Here is a 17439-nt window from a genome sequence, read left to right as displayed (position 1 = left end):
TTAAAGACTGTTCAATTCAATCCAATACCCGTCTGGATCTTGAATGTAAATTTGTTTTACTCCGTCAGCTCTAATGCTTATTGTATCTTTTTTACCCGGCCAATCCCAATAAGTTATTCGCAATTGATTTAGTTTTTTAATTAAATTTTCAAAGTCTTGCACTTTAAAAGCAAGATGTATCGCTTTGTTAATTTGTACAGGATCTTTTATAGTCGATACCAAATGCAATTCTTTTCCTTCGCCTAACGACATCCAGCGGATTCCTTCTTTTTGGGTTTTATTGGTTATCTCTTGAAGTTGTAAAACGTTTTTATAAAACTGTACTGAATTGTCCAAATTTTTCACAGAAAGTGCCATGTGATCCAGTTGAAGGCTGAAATTTTCTTTTTGCTGAGCGCTAATGCTATAGCTGCTTTGCACTAATACGATAAGTAACAGGAATTTTAGTTTCATGGGTCGCTTTTCTGTTTAATTGTTGGTTTACTTTATGACTTAGATTGTAAAGTTCGGCGTACAATGGCCATCCAATCATCAAGATTTCCCTGGTTGGTATTTATGGCTACACTGTTGTTGTCATAAGGTTTATATGTTTCTATATTGTCTCTAGAAAAAAGTCCAATTGTAGGCGTAAGTGAAGCACTTGACAAATGCATGATACCGCTATCAGCTCCAATAAAAATTGCTGTGTTGGCAATTACAGCTCCAATTTCTCGAATGTCCTTGCTGTAAAAAGTAGGTGCAGCAAAACCAATTTGAGAAACATTTTCTACTGGCAATACTTCAAGAATGGCGTAATCAGGAAATTCACTAAGCAAACGAGCGTAAAATGGTTCCCACCAAGTTGTGGCATAACATTTATCGTCTGTGGCATAAGTAAAAATGGCAATCGTTTTGCTAGTGGTCCCTACTATTTTGGCAACGGTATTTTTACCTTGTTCCAATTCATTTGTACTTAGTTTTAAGTTTAAAGGAGGTACTTCTTGTTGATTTTCGGGAAAATTCAATTGCGTTAAAAAGTTTCTGAATTCATAAACTGGATATTTGGCAATATGGCAATAATCAGAGTGCTTTTGCGCTAATGTAGTATCTTCTTCTCCAAAAAATTTATATTTAGCGTTAGCAAATTGCGCAGATAAACGTCCAGACGAAGAATTTTTATCCACATTAATCACAATGTCGTAATTTCCTTTTTTGATGGTTGTCCACACTTTAAAGTAAGCAATCAAATCTTTGAAAGGTTTTTTTGGAAGTTCAATTATTGTTTCTATGTTTTGATAATTTTCGAAAACGATAGGAGCTAAACCACCTTTTACAAATAAGTCAATTTTACAATCCGGAAAAGTAGCTTGCACCTCTTGTACCAGTGGCGTTATCAACAATAAATTACCTAGTCGATGATTGGGCCTAGAGATTAATACTCTTTTGATTTCTATTTTTTGATTCGGATCAACGACAAATTTTTGTGCAGAAGTTCCAATATTTTTGGTTAAACTCTTGGTTAAAATTCGGCGGTAAATATTTATTTTTTTTAAAGTGCTCATCTTTTTATGTAATTGTCTGCTTTGAGTTTGGTTTTATCAAATTCTGCTGCTAGGATAGTGTCAGCCTATTTCAGTTTTATTTTTAATATGGGGTAAATTTAAAATTTTATTTCTGTAAACAAGAGTATGCCTATTATTTATTGTTTCTGTATAAAGCCCTGAAGTCAGTAAAAAGAATTTTAGATTTTTATTAATTGTCATTGCATTAAATTTCGATTATTTATTAAGTCATACCTAGCAAGTCTAAACACTTATTATTGAATTAGTTTTTACAGTTTTATTTGAATTCCCATGCTAATGTATAATTATTCTAAATAATTATTTTTCTAAAACATATTTTAAGTATTTTTGCGGGAACGTGATTTACAACTCAGTATCGTAATTAGGTACAACTATTATTTTGGATTGGAAGCGTTGTTTTTAATATGGAGGAGTTAGATAAAAATAAATGTAAAACTTTCAAATCTTTTAAGGATGGTGATGAAAGCGCTTTTAATTTTTATTTCAATGCCTATTACAATCGATTGCTAGGGTTCAGTATTCAATTTTTGTACGATCAAGACGAAGCCAAAAATGTAACGCAAGAAGTCTTCTTGAAACTATGGATCAATAAAGATAAAATTGATTCAGAAAATGGCATTCTCTCGTTTTTATACACTTATGCCAAGTCAATTTGTCTCAACCATATCCGCCATAATAAAGTTAAGGATAGATTCAAAAACGATTTACTCAATCAAAAAGAACGAGCTCTCAATACTCAAATTTTGAATGAAATTGATTTTCATTCGGTTGAAATCTCCGAATTAGAACTTCGAATCAATACAATAATTGAATCTCTTCCTGAAAAAACAAAACAAGTATATCTGCAAAAACGTTTTGAAAACAAAAAAAATGAAGAAATAGCCTTAGCTATGGGCGTATCGCAAAAAGCAGTTGAAGCCCACATGACAAAGGCCTTAAAGATTTTAAAAGAACAACTATCGGATTATTTACCTTCATTTATTATCATCACTTTACTAAATAGTTAAAAAAAAATTAAAAATTAGAGTAGGGTTTTCTCCTTGTAACGTGTACTTACTATAAGCAATTGTGATTTTGTTGATTTTTTGTGGTTTTTATGCTTGTAAAATCTACTTTTTTAACAAAAACAGTTTAATGATTCTTAGGTATGTGAAGGTGTTATTCCTTTTTTTAAAACTAGAATTTTAATTTTTTTTCAATTATGATTTCAACATTATTATACAAATACCTAAACAACGAGGCATCTGAAGAGGAAGTTCTTGAAGTTTTCAAATGGATTGAATCTTCCGAAAATAACAAAAAAGAATTCTTCGCTCTTAAAAAAGCATGCTTGTTAACAGATAACATTGCTTTGTCAAACACGAGCTTGCATAATGATTTCATTGTCCTTCAAAGAAAAATCAGGCGCAAGCAATACCAAAGATTATTTTTGAGATATGCTGCTATTTTTCTTTTGTTTTTTACATTAGGAAAATCAGTAGTGTGGGAAGATAATGCAATTGCCAAACCAACTAATGAAGTAGTTTTAGAGCTTGAAACTGGTGAGATAACCGCTGTTTCGGGAAATGAGTCTAAAAACGTAACTAATAAAGCAGGGAATGCAATTGCAGTGCAACAAAAAGATGAAATTGTGTATCCTAAATCTACCACCACAGCTGCTGTTAGTTACCATACTTTAAAAGTTCCTTACGGGAAAACATTTAAAGTAATCTTGTCCGATGGAACGTCGGTACATCTTAATGCTGGTACAAGCTTACGATATCCTCAGCAATTTGATGTCAAAGGAAAACGAACTGTTTTTTTAACTGGAGAAGCTTTTTTTGACGTAACAAAGGATAAATCTCGACCTTTTATTGTGACCACCAACAGTGTTAGCGTGGCTGTTCTAGGAACAAAATTCAATGTATCTGCCTATCCTGACGAATCATCTATGCAAACGGTTTTAACCGAAGGAAGTGTACAGTTAATCCAAAATGGTAACGCAAATAACAGTACAATGATGTCAGTAGGACAATTGGTAAACTGGGATTTAGTAACCAATACTCATCAAAGTCGTTCGGTGGATGTATCAGTTTACACCGCTTGGATGAATGGCGAATTAATTTTAAAAGAAAGTTCCTTTGTAAGTATATGCAAGACAATAGAACGCACCTTCGATGTGCGCATAATAAACTCCAACAATAATTTAGACAAACAAAAATTTACTGGTACCATTAAGTTAAAAGATGCCAAACCTCAAGATATTTTGAATTTATTACAGCTTGATACTCCATTTAAATACACTGTAAACAATCGTACAATTACCATTACTAACTAACCCAATTATAAACCCAAAAACAACAACTAAATGACCATTACACTTAATCCCTTTTGGCATAAGTTACTATTAAGCTGCGGGATATTTCTCCTGAGTTTGCAAACTTTTGCTCAAACCAAAAACAAAAACATTACCCTTGAGTGCAAGGATGTACCATTGCGAGAGTTTATTAAATTACTCGAACAAGAAACAAATTACCGAGTGGTGTTTAACGCTAGTAAAATTGATGGAAGTCAAAAAGTATCAATCAAAGTCAAAAATAGTCCACTTGAAGAGGTTCTCAATCGTGTTTTTAAGGATAAAAAAATTACGTTTTTTATACAAAAAGAACAAATCCTCTTAGTTAGTAATGATACACAAGAACCTGCGCAGGAAAAAGAACGATTTATTAAAGGAATTGTACTAGATGCTAAAGACAAATCGCCCATTCCAGGAGCAACTATTTTGATGAAAGGGACTTCGGCTGGTGTGATCAGTGACAGTAACGGACGCTTTGTCTATTTACTAAAAGGCAACGATATCCCGAACATTGTTTTAGAAGTTTCATACCTTGGAATGAAAGTGCAAGCGCAACGAGTAGGGAATACAGTAGATTTCGTATTCTCTATGCAGCAAGTTACTGATGAATTAGAGCAGGTGGTAATCACATCTTCTTATGGTACCAAAAAAATGAAGGAAGAAGTTGTTGGAAGTATTGCTACGTTAACAGCTAAAGACATTGCAGTTGAACAAGCTTCAGAAAGTATTGATAAAATGGTTGTGGGTCAAATTGCAGGTGTTTTAATCGAAAATACCTCAGGAATTGGTGGGCCAGTTAAAATAAATATTCGTGGTCAGGGTAGTTTGAGTTCTTTATCAAATTCAAATCTAGGTACTTCGACACAACCACTTATCATTGTTGATGGTGTAATTATAAGCGAAGAAGTAGGTATTGACAATCAGTTTTTTGATGCCAATGGTGCTTTCTCAGAAAACTTATCCAATCCGTTGGCGCAAATTTCACCCGAAAACATTGAGAGTTTGACTATCTTGAAGGATGCGGCAGCAGTTAGTATTTACGGTGCCGATGGTGCAAATGGAGTTATTTTAATCACAACTAAAAAAGGAAAAAAAGGCAAAACGAAATTTGGTTTTTCTAATCAATTGGGTATTTCATCTGCGATTAATCAAATTGAATATTTGAGCGGTTCTCAATACACTGATTTACGAAATGAATATCTTAAAAACAGTCAAACCAATTATGTACCCGTTCCTTATAATGGCATTAATACCAATTGGTTTGATTTGCTAAATGTTGCGGGTATTTATAACAAATACAATTTCAATGTTTCTGGTGCCAATTCCAAGCTTTCCTATCGAACTAGTTTGAGTTACCTAGAAATTGACGAGCCTCAAAAAGGGAATTCTACAAAGCAATATAATGCAGGGATCAACATAGGTTACCGAGCGAATAAATTTGATTTTAGTTTGTCTCTGAACCCTAGTTATATTCAGAAAGACGCGCCAAATATTTACTACAGCTACGCTTTTGTGCCTACAATTGCTCCCAACAATCCAGACGGCTCCTTTTCAACTATTGGCGTAGTTGGTCTAAGTAATCCTTTGGCTGCTATTGAACAAAACAAAAATGTTACGAACAGCTATGGTATTTTAGGTAGTGCTAGCGCATCATACACATTGAACCAGTTTATAAGTTTTTCTACCTTATTTGGACTTGATTACAAAGATAAAGAACAAGACCGCTATTTTTCAGGTGCCAATGAAAGCGGGCAAAGTAATGGTACATTTGTGCTAAATGGCATCCAATATCCTAACTGGGGACGCAGACTCATTAATGAAAGAAATGGAACAAAATGGAATTGGCAAGGACAGGCTCTTTTTAACAAAGCCATCAATCAAAACCATACTATTGATGGAGTTTTAGGATTCGAATTGTCTAGTGAAAAGGCTAATTTCGGCTATGCATCTGGACGTGGTTTCGTAAATTCAAGCGAAATTAATGATGTTAACAACGCACTTAGAGATGATGACCCTTTAACAACTGTAGATGAACGACTTGCCACTCAGGTTTATAGAGAGGACATCAGTTACAATTCAAGAGTCTCGTTTTTTTCTCAACTCAATTACAATTATAAAAAACGATATTATTTTTTAGGAAATTTTAGAAGAGACGAGAGTTCTGTTTTTGGTGACGATACCAATGTAGCTTTAAATGGAGGTGCAGGTTTGAGTTGGATTGTTTCTAATGAAAATTTCATGAATGCGCAAAACAAAATTGATTTACTTAAATTAAAAGTCAGTTACGGGACTACAGGTAATTCCAGAATTGGTTCGTATCGTTCTAAAGGTTTGTATACCATAAACCTAATCGATTACAATGGAGGCAATGGTGCAGTTCCAAGTGCGGCACCGAATGGAAATTTAAGCTGGGAAAAAAACACAAAATTCAACGCTGGAATCGACTTTAATTTTTTGAACCGTGTAGAAACAAGTCTCGAATTTTATTACGATAATATTACAGATTTAATTACCAGCCGAGATATTCCTACCGAAACTGGTTATACTTCCTTACAGCTAAATGCAGCAAGTATGTACAACAAGGGTGTCGAGTTTAGCACGCGAGTAAAATGGTGGCAATCGAAGGATTTTAAATGGACTACCTCATTTAATATTTCAACAGTAAAAAACAAGGTCACAAAGTTAATTGGATTGGGAAGTGATTTTTCAACATCTGAGGTAGCGCTGGCGCAAAAAATAGGATTTAGTACCTCAACCATTTGGGGTATTAAATACGCAGGCGTTGATGCTGCCACCGGAAGGGATTTGTTAGAAAAAAATGGCCAAATTTATGATGCGGCAACCTACACGAGCTTATTTGGTCCTGCAGATTGGGTTCCTATTGGCGATAATCAACCAGATGCTTTTGGAGGTTTCAGCAATACCTTTGTGATTAAAGATAATTTGACTTTATCTATTAGAGGAGCTTTTGAAATTGGAGGAGCGATATTGGTAGATAACAGTTTGATTTCAAAATACAACATTACTTCGAATAGAAATTTATCTGTAAACGCATATGATTATTGGCGCAATCAGGGTGATGTGGCATTACAACCTTTGGTAATAAGCAACGCCACTTTGATCCCGAATTTGAGTAAATTTTTATATGATAATACCAATATTCGAATTAGTAATATCAATTTAAGCTATAATGTTCCAATGCAAACAAAATTGCTCGATGCTCTTTCTGTTTTTATTGATGTATCAAATGTGGCTTATTGGTACAAGCAAAAAAGTCCAGCAGGCCGCAACGGAGTGCGGGAATTTAGCTTTACGTATCCACAAGCTCGAACAATTTCTTTAGGATTTAACACTAAATTTTAACAACATGAATCATTCAAAACTATTTTTAAAATACCTTTTTGTGCTACTTGTTGTTCTGTCAGTGCAAAGTTGTAGTGAATTTTTAGAGCAAGAACCAGGCTCTCAAACCTCTATTGCAGAACAATTGAGTACCAAAAACGGAATGCTGGTTGCTCTCAATGGAACCTATGGCAAACTCGAAGAAAATGTAAGGGGAGAACGCTTTGCGGTTTACGCTGATTTACAAGGTGGTAACTTAAAATTTACACCAACAATATCGGGCAGTAATCGCGGGCAAATTACAGTTCCTATTAATGTTGAAAACGTATATTCTTTTCAGGATCAAGCTTTAGAAAGTAATTTCACACCTTTTTATGATGCCAGTTATGCGGTTGTGAATCAGGTTAATTTGATTCTTGAAAATGTAGACCAATTAACTGATGCGACTGCAATAGAAAAAAATCAAATCAAAGCCGAAGCCTTGGCTATAAGAGCCTACGCTCATTTTTTACTGACTTTGGTATACTCGCAACCTATTTCCGGAACCGGAGCAGATCAATTGGGTGTAGTATATAGCACAGCAAGTTTATCGAAAGGAATTCAATATCCTAAAAGAGAAACGCTGGCCAATACCTATCTCAAAATTGTAGCAGATTTGAATGCTGCTTTAGATAATTTTTCTAATGCGCCTAGTTTAGCAGGACCTACTAATTCTTATTTTAACGCAATCAATACAAAAGCATTAATGGCTCGCGTTTACCTTTCTCAAAACAATTGGCAAAACGCTTTTGATGTAGCAAATGATGTAATTCAATCTTCGGGCATTAGTTTGGTTTCATCTGAAAATTATGTGGCACAATGGGAGCAAACCAACGCACCTTTAACAGAAAATCTATTAGAATTTTCAATTCCTAGAGATAGTGGTGGAGAAGTAGGAGGTTCCTTATCCAGTTATTTTGGGTATTTTTCACCAACAAACTACAACAAATATGTGGCTTCGCAAGATTTGAGAAACTTATACGAAACTGCTGATATTCGTAGGCAATTGTTTTTAGAAAAACCTCTACCTACCTTATTAAACGGCGTATTTGTAAATGTAAATTATTATTTTACCAAAAAACTTCAGGACAATCCAGGATATTCTGCTTTCAGACTGAGTGAAGTGTATTTGATCCGTGCCGAAGCTGCGCTTGCATTAGGTAATCGATCGGGTGCCATTGCTGATATCAACACTATTAGATCTCGTGCCAAAGCAACTTTGCTTACCGCTACTGAAAATCTTGAAGATGCATTGTTACTAGAGCGGCGTAAAGAACTCTGTTTTGAAGGGCATTTGTTTTTTGATTTAGCCCGTAAAAGAAAGAGTATTGTTCGTACGGATGGTTGTTTAGCAACTACATGTAATCTCGATTTTCCATCTCCAAAATTTGTTTTACCAATACCACAAAAAAATATTAACCTTAACGCAAACTTACAGCAAAATGAAACATACTAAAATTATAGTGTTCGTCTCTCTCATTCTTTGTGTTTTTAGCGCGTGTTCAAAGGATGATTATAATTTAGATGCCAATAGCGTTCCTCCCTTCGTACGATTCAATTTATTGGTAAACAGCAACAATGCTTCGTTAGAGTTTCCTGCAAAAAACAGTGCGTTAGTGCCTGTGAGCAGTTATAAAAACACATCAGTAAAAACGCTTAAAATACCTGTATCACTGACTTCGGCAACTTTAGCTAAACCTGTTTTTGTAACTTACAGCGTAATAACTAATGGTGATGCGGCTACTTTTAGTCTGATTCCCAAAGACCAGCTTTCTTTTTCTGGAAATCAGTTAACGGATACTGTTTTTGTATCTTTCGACAAAAGGTGGAATGAAAAGCAAAAAATTACTTTAAAACTAGAATCAAGTTCAGATCCATCAATAACTATCGGAAATTTGAATTTATTAGCACCAAATAATGCTTTAGAGGTCAACCTTGAAGATATAAAAACAACATACAGTTTTCCTGTGAATCGAATAGAATTACAAGGGAATGTGGGTGAAGAGGTTGTGTTTAAAGTTAATTTCCCCAACGGATTTATTCCTTCTGAAATCGATGAAGCTAGTATGTTCAAGACATTAAACGGATTCAACTACAAAATTACGCGTGAAGCGCTTGCTGCAAACAGAAGCTCTATTTCATACCGATTGACGCTTTTAGAGAACATAAAGAACAATGATGTGTACTATCAATCAGATATAGAATTAGCAACTACTGCAGCTTATAGTCCTACTGGTAATTCGATTTTGCAAATCGTTAAACCCATCAAATCAATTAGAGATGTTACTGCCAATACAGCCGCTAAATTTTATGACCTTTCGAATCCATTTTACTTAACCTATGGTGAAAATTGGTTTGATAGAGCAGGCGTTTGTGCTTGGCAAAGTTTTAATGCTTTTACTTTTCCAGTGGTAGTACCAGCTGGTTCTGAAAATGCAATTTTATTCAGTGACAGAGGTACGCCTAATCCTGCAGATGATATTTACCATCACGCTTTTAAAATTGGGTTTAATGTTACGACTGGAACTAATACAACCAATTCGTTTGGTCTAAAGCGATGGTTCTCTAATGAAAGTATTTCGGCGGCGAATTCTCCTGGTTTTAATATCGCTTCAGCCTTAGAGTTTTTTCCTGAAGGCGGAAATAGTAAAACTAGAGGAACTGTTTTAGTCATTCCGCAATACATTACAATTGCAGGTACAAATGGTAAAAGTTATAGTATCGGCATTTCGGGTGGTGGTACCTATACAGAAATAAGTAGTGGTCTTTTTGAGATTTCTTTTGATTTAAAAGCAACCAATACGACCCTTTTTGGAGGTACGGTGACTTCACAATACAAAATTTATAATAACCGAGTTTATCCAAGACCTGCGCCTATAGCTGCAAGTTGTTTAAAAGAAATTAGTTTGTAATTTTAAGATTTAAAAAACATGAAAATTAAATATATAACAGTCGCTTTGTTAGCTCTACTTGGGCTATCAGCATATCAATCATATGATGACAACCCTTATATTCCTATTGAAGATTTAAGACAATTATATAGCAGTGGAAATCCTGCTTTATGGCCTAAACCAACCTTAGATCGAAATGTTGATCCTGCAAATTTTAAAGATATAGGTCCTTTGCCAGAAGTTCCGTTTCCGGACTACAACCCCTATTCTAAGGAAAAAGCATCTTTAGGAAAGACCTTGTTTTTTGATCCAAGGTTGTCAATTAGCGGACAAATTGCTTGTGCCTCCTGCCATAATCCAGAGTTGGGCTGGACTGATAATTTAACGCGTTCCTTTGGTCATAACAGACAAACTGGCAAACGAAATGCTATGACTATTTTAAATTCAGGATATGCTACATCACTTTTTTGGGATGGTCGTGCTAATAGCTTAGAAGATCAAGCACAATTTCCCATCTCTGATCCTTTAGAAATGAACGAAAAGCTGACTATTGCAGTCGATAAGATTGCCGCTGTAAAAGGATACAAAAAATTATTTGAAAGTGCATTTGGCGACTCTGAAATCACTCTAAAGCGCATACAATACGCCATTGCTACCTTTGAGCGAACTATTAAAAGTCCAAAAAGTAAGTTTGATAAATTTGTAACCGGAAAAGCCGATGCCTTTTCTGACGAGCAAGTTTTAGGATTGCATTTGTTTAGAACTAAAGCGCAATGTATCAATTGCCACAATACACCTTACTTCAGCGACAATCAATTTCACAATGATGGCCAAACCTTGTTTGGTACCGTTAATGAAGATTTTGGAAGATACAATGTTACTAAAAATAAGCAGGATTTAGGTAAATTTAGAACGCCAACTTTACGCGAAGTAGCCAATACTAAACCATGGATGCATAATGGCCATTTCCCAAGTTTACTTGATGTAGTCGAATTTTACAATTTAGGCAACCCATCACCTGTTCAGGCAAAGTATTTAGGAACTGCTCGTGACTCCCTGTTACCAGTAAATTCTCCAATTCTTAAAAAATTAAACTTAAATCGTACCGAAATCAATGCTCTCTTAGCTTTTATAGAAACTTTAAGTTCGCCTAATAGTCGTATTATTACACCTACGATGCCTGAGTAAAAAACTATGATTTTAAAGCAATGGGTGTCAGTGTCAAATTAGAATTAATGTAAATAATAAATCAAAAGCATAAAAAATAGTTTTGGCGAGTTGGTACTTGAATAAATTTTTAACCTTTGCGCTCTAAAAATAATAATATCAAGTATGAGTACTACTAAATTAACCATCAACAAAAATGGTTCTATAAAAATTGAAGGCGATTTTGAAATTACTGATTGCAACGGTCAAACCTACGGTTTAGAGGGTAGAACGGCATTGGGTCTTTGTCGTTGTGGTTTATCTGCCAACAAACCTTTTTGTGATGGTGCGCATCGTAATGGTTTTGAGCATGAGCCAGCAGCGTTTGATCTGCCACCTGTGAAAACAAAATAGAAAAAAGTTGCCAGTTTTAGAATATAAAACAAAAGCTACCGAGTTATTAGGTAGCTTTTGTTTTTATAATCAATAGTGCAATATATCTTAAATAGCTTAGTTCATCGTTTCATAAAAAATAAAAATGATTGTCGGTAGTTTATTTTATTTGCTATATGGTTTAATTCTGCCACTTTTGTTCGTAATTAACTCTTTTTTTCTTTGGTAAATTGCACTCAGGTTTTGCGTAAATATTTCCATTTCTTCTGATACTTTCTTGATATAAGTCACATATTCTATAAGTGTTTCATGACTTATATTTTTTTCGTTTTCGATCAAGTTATTTAAAGCCATAAGTGTTGTAATTGGGCGTCGTAATACATGTGATATGTCAAATACAATTTGATCCATAGCTAACTCGTATTCAACTCGATTGTTGATATTGTGAAAACTACCATACCAAACGACACTTCCATCAGGCAATCGTTCTGGATTTCCCTTCATAGAATGCCAACGGTATTCTGTTTCATGTTTTACGCGATACTCAATATTTAAAAAAGACAAATTGTTGAATGAGTCCATTAATTTTATTTTAAAATCATCTAAGTCATCCGGACATATTAATGTAAAACCAATTTCGGGAGTGTCTAGCCATTGTTGCATGGTGACTGAAGGGTGTAATTCAATCATACCCTCACTAATGAATTCAAAAATCAAAGCACCTTCTGGATTCATTTTTAATTGAAAAATTCCGTCTGGAACACTGTCTGTTAATTTTTTTAAGCGCTCTGCATTGGTTTGTATTTCATTTTTTTGATCCAAAAGCACTTTTCGAAGATTCAGGCAATCCATTGTTTTTTTTGCCAAAATGTTTAAAACCTTGATTTGATCAGGAGTTATTTGTCTCGGTTTATGATCAATAATGCAAAAGCTTCCAAGAACATTTCCTGACGGAGTAGTCAGGGGCGCACCTGCGTAAAAGCGAATATTGGGATCGTTATTTACCAAAGGATTATCACAAAAAAGCGGATCATTTAAAGCATCTTCAACAATTAAATTTTCTATAGTTCCACTGATGAGGTGTTGACAAAAAGAATCTTCTTTTTTAGTTTCGGTTAAATCCAATCCTTTGTGAACTTTAAACCATTGGCGATCTTCGTCAATAAAACTGATTAAGGCAACAGGCACATCAAAAATTAAAGCAGCCATTTCAGAGAGTTCATTCAATTCCATTTCTGGTAAAGTATCCAAAATTTGATAGGAAATGAGCTCTTCTAATCTGTCAATTTTTGATTCCATTCTTAACAACGGTTTTTATATTTTACTTTTATGTAGTGTTAATTAAGAAGCACGTCTTAATTTTCTTTCTCCAATATAATCAAAAGAACTTTACGCTTAAATAAAAACCGAATAATTAATCCTAAATAGTGTACAATATTATTTGTATCGTGTTATAGTTGAGTATTTTGTATTTTTTGATTGATAATTTGTGTGCTCACAACAAGCAGAAAGTTCGGAAAAAAGGTTTTTTAGAATAAAATTCCAGAGTGTTTGATATTTGAAGTGAAGTTGTAATTTGTTTGGTAACTTCTCGCTAAAGCATTATTATTTCAAGTTCAACTATTGGGGTTTTCTCAAGCTACTTATAATCGCCATTACATCTTGGTCGCCCAATCCTTCTTTTTCGGCTGATGCGTAACTGTCATACAATGGATGAATAAGTGGCGAATCTAATCCTGCAGCTTTAGCCAAGCCTAAATCTTTAACCAAGTGTTTCAACGCAAATGCCGCTGGATAGGAATCATTTAAAATAGAAGGTGTTTTGATATTTGTGATGCCGTTGCCACAAGCACCTTGATTGATAATGTTGAGCATGTCTTCTTTACTGACTCCGTTTTTCTCTGCAAATAAAACCGTTTCGGCTATTCCTTGAAGATTTAATCCTAAGAGGTAATTGATAGCTAATTTAGCTGAACTTGCTACGCCAGGTTCTCCTACATGAATGGCAATTTTACCCAAAACATCAAATATTGGTTTTGCAATTTCGAAATTTTTTGGAGTAGCACCCACCAAAATGACGAGTGTACCATCTTTTGCAGGTTTTACACTTCCTGAAACGGGAGCATCTATAAATTGTATGTGATGCTGGTTGCAAATGGTATTTAGATAACGAGAAGTTTCCGGAGCAACCGTACTCATATTGATAATGGTTTTCCCAGAATTAGCTTTCGATAATAAACCCGTTGGACTTTCAAAAACTTCTTTTACTGCTGCGTCATTGGATAACATGGTTAGAACTATGTCACAGGTTGCTATTAGTTCTTGTAAACTGCTCGCTGATTTTGCTCCTGCGTCAAGCAATGGCGTTTCTTTGTCTTTGGTGCGGTTAAAGACTGATATTTCAAATCCTGCTTGGAGTAAGTTAAGTACCATTGGGTTTCCCATATTGCCGAGACCAACCCATCCTAATTGTATGTTTTTCATAGTGTTCTTATTCAAAAAAATGATTGGTTTTCTCTCTGGTTTTAAAGTTTTAAAAACCTCTAGAAAACAACACTAAAATACGGTTTAATTTTGGTAACAAAACCATTTTATTGATAGAACATTAAGGAAGAAGTTGTCTTGGTTTAAAACTTACAAATAACTCGTCAGCCTTGCCAACAAAAAGCCGATTCCAACTCCAATCAAAGACCAAAAAATCCTTTGTTTGATACTAATTTTAGCAGATTGTTCTTCAAGTAATAGTTCATTTTCCATCAATTGCATTTTGATACTTCCTAGTGCGTATCTGACTTTTAAAACTAAATTTCTATCCTGCAGTTTTATAGGATGTACGGCACCTAAAAAAGAAAATTTACTCGAAATATTCCTTCCGTTGAGTAGTACTTTTTCTATCCCTAAAAAGTTGTTAAAGAATTCTATTTTATTATTTTCAATAGTAAATTCAGCGTATTTCATTTTCTGTTGGTTTGAGCAATACTTGTTTTATATGGATTAATCGCTATTCAATCGCTTCGAATATATGTAAATGGTTTTATTATCATCGCTTTGCAAATAGTCGCGATCAGTTTTTCTTAATTTTAAAGCACTTTATTTTCGAATTAAATAAATACTCATTGAAAAAACCAGCTTCCCGATTAGTTGATTGTACAAATCTATTTTCAAAGGTGTTGTTGCCTGTGCATTTTATTCAGTTAAAGAGTTGTTTTCTACTATTTCAGTATTAAATTCTTCATCGATTTTATGTTGTTTCAGTTTCCATAACCAATAAATTCCACCTATTGGAATTCCAAAAGTCCAGACTGAACCAAGAAATCCCATAAAACTAAAACTTAGACCAAAAAATTGAAAATTCAGTATTTTATAAGAAAGACCTTCGACAGCAGAATATTTAATTGTAGGTAAATTAAAAAATATTATTGCTAGATATTTTAACCATTTTTTTGATAATGAACTTTTCTTAATTTTTCTAATTACATAAATATTGAAAAGTAAAATTAATAATGGAAAAAAGCCAAATAGCCAAAAGACTACCATATTCGGAATAGGTTCTTTTACATCAAGTGTGTTTATGTTGATTATCTTTTTTGAATTGTGATCAAATAAAACTTGAAAAACTCCAAATTCTTTTTCATTTGTAAATTCGATTAATGCAAGGGTGGTATTTGGAGGTGTGTTTTCACTTTCTATTGTTGAACGCTTTTTTTCAGATTTCATCAGTGAAAATTCAAACTTATTGCCAAAGTTTCGTTCTATTAAACCTCGAAATTGATCTAATCCCAATTTTAAAGTATCAACATTTGTTTGTTTACCTATTTCACTTTCCAAAGCCATTTGAGAAACACATTTGTCATAGTCCTTTTTCATTAAGGTTTCCACAAATTCTTTTGTCTTATCTTTAAAAGTGAAACTATCTTTTATAAAATCACAACCTACAAACAGTGTAATTGTCAAAACCAAAAATGAAATTCTAATTTTATTCATACTTTCTAATTTTCTATTTATTCATGGGAAATATTGCCATCAACCTTTCCATGATTGGCTAGGTTGCGAACTTTGAAACTGATTATTTTGGAGATAAGAAAAATACTTCTGATCAAATAAAAACAAGTATGTACCTCAAAATTCGCAATCCTGCCAAAAGGCTTTTGAAGCTGATTTTATTTGGATAAAAATTCTTTTTTATCAACTTCCTCGCCTTTCATATTAAATACCATAAATATTTTGTCAGGTTTATTATAATTGTAAACAACAAAATGGCCTTTTAGCAATTTAACAGCTCCATTGAATTGTTTAAGAGGAGGAACGATTATGTTTCCACTGCTATCAATGATATAATTTTTATATGTTGCCGTGCTGACTGTGTAGTAACTATTACAATCATTGACTTTGTAGATATCCCTTTCTTTACTAACTATGATTTTTTTAGCTTCACGCGAACCAAGTCCTTTCGTGCCATCTTCAAATTCTATATAAAAGCAAGGCCCAAAATTTCCGAACTGAATATTTACCATTTTTTCCGTTTCATCTAAATAAACTTCATCGGTAATTGAATTAAACATTTTCCAATATTTACCTGCTTTTCCAAGAACAACATCTCTTTTATTATCAGTAAAATTCAATTCATTGTAAAAATTTTTAAAGAGTTCTTTTTTCGATGTTAAATCATAATAATTGTATTGATTGAGGTCGTTGTAAACTGTAAAATAATTTGGACTACGACCATCTTTTGAGTAGCTAAGATTTGAATACAAAAGGGGTACAATTACTTGATTTTGCTGATTAATAGCCCCCTTCTTTTTATCTTTTTCTGCATAATACAAGTCTGTGTACATTACTTTTATGTGTCTTGCTTTTGGAGTTCTTTGATCTACGCCAAAGGATTCAATTACTTGTTCCAATTTGTCGTACACATTTGGAATAGTCCATTTATTTAAAGCGAAGTCATACAGGCCGTATTTATTGTCTTTCTTGGCAACATTTTTACCATAAAAATAGTTTTGAAAATCAATTTCGTAAATTTGAATTTCCTCAAATTTTGTGGGATTAATTGTTTTTTTAACAGCATCATAAATGTAATAAAAGCCGTCTTTCTTGAGCGAAAAAAAATTCTTTCCAATATGATCAATAGATTGGTATTCTGCTGGTAAAACTAATTTTCCATCGTCTTGCAACAATCCTTCGAAAATTACATTATCCACCGCTTTGTGTATGGTAATATAATCTCCAAAATCTGTAAAATATTGTCTAACAGTTTGGCTTACTCTACGAGAAAAAAAATAAGAACTCAAATCATTTATTTGAATTTTCTTTTCTTCGCCTTTTACATTAAAGGACTGAATATTGTACAATCTGTCGGAGTGAGAATGTATATTTTTACTTGCATCTGAAGTAAAAATGATTCCTTTTTTGGTTGGGTAAAAAACAGCGCTATTTTTCAGAGGTAAATTGACAACGTTACCTAAAGTGTCGCTAAAACTTTGATAATCATTTTTATTAACCATCAAATAATTGTTGATGTAATAATCATAATTAGTGGTGTAGCCTTCACTTTGTACTTTGTTAATTACTGCAGGATTTACTTTTTTAAGTTTTTTGTTGATTTCAATGTAATTGTTTTGAGCAGTTGTTTTATTGCACATTAAAAGCGTTGTTGTGCAGATTAACATAAATTTCAAGGTATTCTTCATCGTTGTTAAATAATTCTAGGTGTTACGTTTTTTTTTATTTT

14 protein-coding genes are annotated in these 17439 nt (G+C 33.6%); 7 read left to right on the top strand and 7 right to left on the bottom strand.

The annotated features are described in order from the left end of the window. Together G9Q29_RS13960 and G9Q29_RS13955 are read right to left on the bottom strand one after the other, a co-directional pair. Positions 1 to 453, bottom strand: a complete 453-nt coding sequence (locus G9Q29_RS13960) for a VOC family protein (protein ID WP_166138734.1) — start codon at positions 451 to 453, stop codon at positions 1 to 3. Between the two features lie 32 nt (positions 454 to 485). Next, entirely contained in the window at positions 486 to 1541 is a 1056-nt protein-coding gene (locus tag G9Q29_RS13955; RefSeq protein WP_166138730.1) for a glycosyltransferase family 9 protein, read from the bottom strand. A 425-nt stretch (positions 1542 to 1966) separates the two neighbouring features. Here G9Q29_RS13955 and G9Q29_RS13950 point away from each other — a divergent pair, with 425 nt between their 5' ends. The 7 genes from G9Q29_RS13950 (at position 1967) to G9Q29_RS13920 (ending at position 11729) form a co-directional block, all read left to right on the top strand. Further along, positions 1967 to 2569, top strand: coding sequence for an RNA polymerase sigma-70 factor (locus G9Q29_RS13950; RefSeq protein WP_166138727.1), 603 nt, complete (start codon positions 1967 to 1969; stop codon positions 2567 to 2569). A gap of 194 nt (positions 2570 to 2763) precedes the next feature. Beyond that, positions 2764 to 3879, top strand: a complete 1116-nt coding sequence (locus G9Q29_RS13945) for a FecR family protein (RefSeq protein WP_166138725.1) — start codon at positions 2764 to 2766, stop codon at positions 3877 to 3879. A gap of 30 nt (positions 3880 to 3909) precedes the next feature. Then, positions 3910 to 7260, top strand: a complete 3351-nt coding sequence (locus tag G9Q29_RS13940; protein WP_166138722.1) for a SusC/RagA family TonB-linked outer membrane protein — start codon at positions 3910 to 3912, stop codon at positions 7258 to 7260. 4 nt (positions 7261 to 7264) lie between these two features. Beyond that, on the top strand, positions 7265 to 8734 hold the full coding sequence (locus G9Q29_RS13935; protein ID WP_166138719.1) for a RagB/SusD family nutrient uptake outer membrane protein: 1470 nt from the start codon (positions 7265 to 7267) through the stop codon (positions 8732 to 8734). Continuing rightward, complete coding sequence (locus G9Q29_RS13930) at positions 8721 to 10190, top strand: hypothetical protein (protein ID WP_166138716.1); 1470 nt, start codon at positions 8721 to 8723, stop codon at positions 10188 to 10190. The genes G9Q29_RS13935 and G9Q29_RS13930 overlap by 14 nt, the downstream gene beginning before the upstream one ends. 18 nt (positions 10191 to 10208) lie before the next feature. Further along, on the top strand, positions 10209 to 11357 hold the full coding sequence (locus tag G9Q29_RS13925; RefSeq protein ID WP_166138713.1) for a cytochrome-c peroxidase: 1149 nt from the start codon (positions 10209 to 10211) through the stop codon (positions 11355 to 11357). 144 nt (positions 11358 to 11501) lie between these two features. After that, entirely contained in the window at positions 11502 to 11729 is a 228-nt protein-coding gene (locus tag G9Q29_RS13920; RefSeq protein WP_166138710.1) for a CDGSH iron-sulfur domain-containing protein, read from the top strand. A 144-nt stretch (positions 11730 to 11873) separates the two neighbouring features. On the opposite strand, the gene G9Q29_RS13915 is transcribed toward G9Q29_RS13920, so the two are convergent. From G9Q29_RS13915 to G9Q29_RS13895, 5 genes are all read right to left on the bottom strand, one after another. Next, a complete protein-coding gene (locus G9Q29_RS13915; protein WP_166138707.1) occupies positions 11874 to 13007 on the bottom strand; it encodes a hypothetical protein in 1134 nt (377 codons plus the stop codon). A gap of 321 nt (positions 13008 to 13328) precedes the next feature. Beyond that, positions 13329 to 14192, bottom strand: coding sequence for an NAD(P)-dependent oxidoreductase (locus G9Q29_RS13910; RefSeq protein ID WP_166138703.1), 864 nt, complete (start codon positions 14190 to 14192; stop codon positions 13329 to 13331). A 150-nt stretch (positions 14193 to 14342) separates the two neighbouring features. Continuing rightward, on the bottom strand, positions 14343 to 14666 hold the full coding sequence (locus G9Q29_RS13905; RefSeq protein ID WP_166138700.1) for a hypothetical protein: 324 nt from the start codon (positions 14664 to 14666) through the stop codon (positions 14343 to 14345). Positions 14667 to 14894: 228 nt separating this feature from the next. Further along, positions 14895 to 15692 (bottom strand): hypothetical protein, encoded by a 798-nt coding sequence (locus G9Q29_RS13900; RefSeq protein WP_166138697.1) that lies wholly within the window; start codon positions 15690 to 15692, stop codon positions 14895 to 14897. A gap of 176 nt (positions 15693 to 15868) precedes the next feature. After that, a complete protein-coding gene (locus tag G9Q29_RS13895; protein ID WP_166138694.1) occupies positions 15869 to 17350 on the bottom strand; it encodes a WG repeat-containing protein in 1482 nt (493 codons plus the stop codon). Positions 17351 to 17439 lie beyond the last annotated feature (89 nt).

It is taken from the genome of Flavobacterium turcicum (assembly GCF_011365745.1).
Taxonomy (GTDB): Bacteria; Bacteroidota; Bacteroidia; order Flavobacteriales; family Flavobacteriaceae; genus Flavobacterium; species Flavobacterium turcicum.
Note: the sequence above shows the minus strand (reverse complement) of the source record. Positions and strands in the feature narration are given on the sequence as shown.

Coding starts and splice junctions, on each gene's coding strand:
- G9Q29_RS13960 (WP_166138734.1), bottom strand. CDS start 453: ATGAAACTAAAATTCCTGTTACTTATCGTATTAGTGCAAAGCAGCTAT.
- G9Q29_RS13955 (WP_166138730.1), bottom strand. CDS start 1,541: ATGAGCACTTTAAAAAAAATAAATATTTACCGCCGAATTTTAACCAAG.
- G9Q29_RS13950 (WP_166138727.1), top strand. CDS start 1,967: ATGGAGGAGTTAGATAAAAATAAATGTAAAACTTTCAAATCTTTTAAG.
- G9Q29_RS13945 (WP_166138725.1), top strand. CDS start 2,764: ATGATTTCAACATTATTATACAAATACCTAAACAACGAGGCATCTGAA.
- G9Q29_RS13940 (WP_166138722.1), top strand. CDS start 3,910: ATGACCATTACACTTAATCCCTTTTGGCATAAGTTACTATTAAGCTGC.
- G9Q29_RS13935 (WP_166138719.1), top strand. CDS start 7,265: ATGAATCATTCAAAACTATTTTTAAAATACCTTTTTGTGCTACTTGTT.
- G9Q29_RS13930 (WP_166138716.1), top strand. CDS start 8,721: ATGAAACATACTAAAATTATAGTGTTCGTCTCTCTCATTCTTTGTGTT.
- G9Q29_RS13925 (WP_166138713.1), top strand. CDS start 10,209: ATGAAAATTAAATATATAACAGTCGCTTTGTTAGCTCTACTTGGGCTA.
- G9Q29_RS13920 (WP_166138710.1), top strand. CDS start 11,502: ATGAGTACTACTAAATTAACCATCAACAAAAATGGTTCTATAAAAATT.
- G9Q29_RS13915 (WP_166138707.1), bottom strand. CDS start 13,007: ATGGAATCAAAAATTGACAGATTAGAAGAGCTCATTTCCTATCAAATT.
- G9Q29_RS13910 (WP_166138703.1), bottom strand. CDS start 14,192: ATGAAAAACATACAATTAGGATGGGTTGGTCTCGGCAATATGGGAAAC.
- G9Q29_RS13905 (WP_166138700.1), bottom strand. CDS start 14,666: ATGAAATACGCTGAATTTACTATTGAAAATAATAAAATAGAATTCTTT.
- G9Q29_RS13900 (WP_166138697.1), bottom strand. CDS start 15,692: ATGAATAAAATTAGAATTTCATTTTTGGTTTTGACAATTACACTGTTT.
- G9Q29_RS13895 (WP_166138694.1), bottom strand. CDS start 17,350: ATGTGCAATAAAACAACTGCTCAAAACAATTACATTGAAATCAACAAA.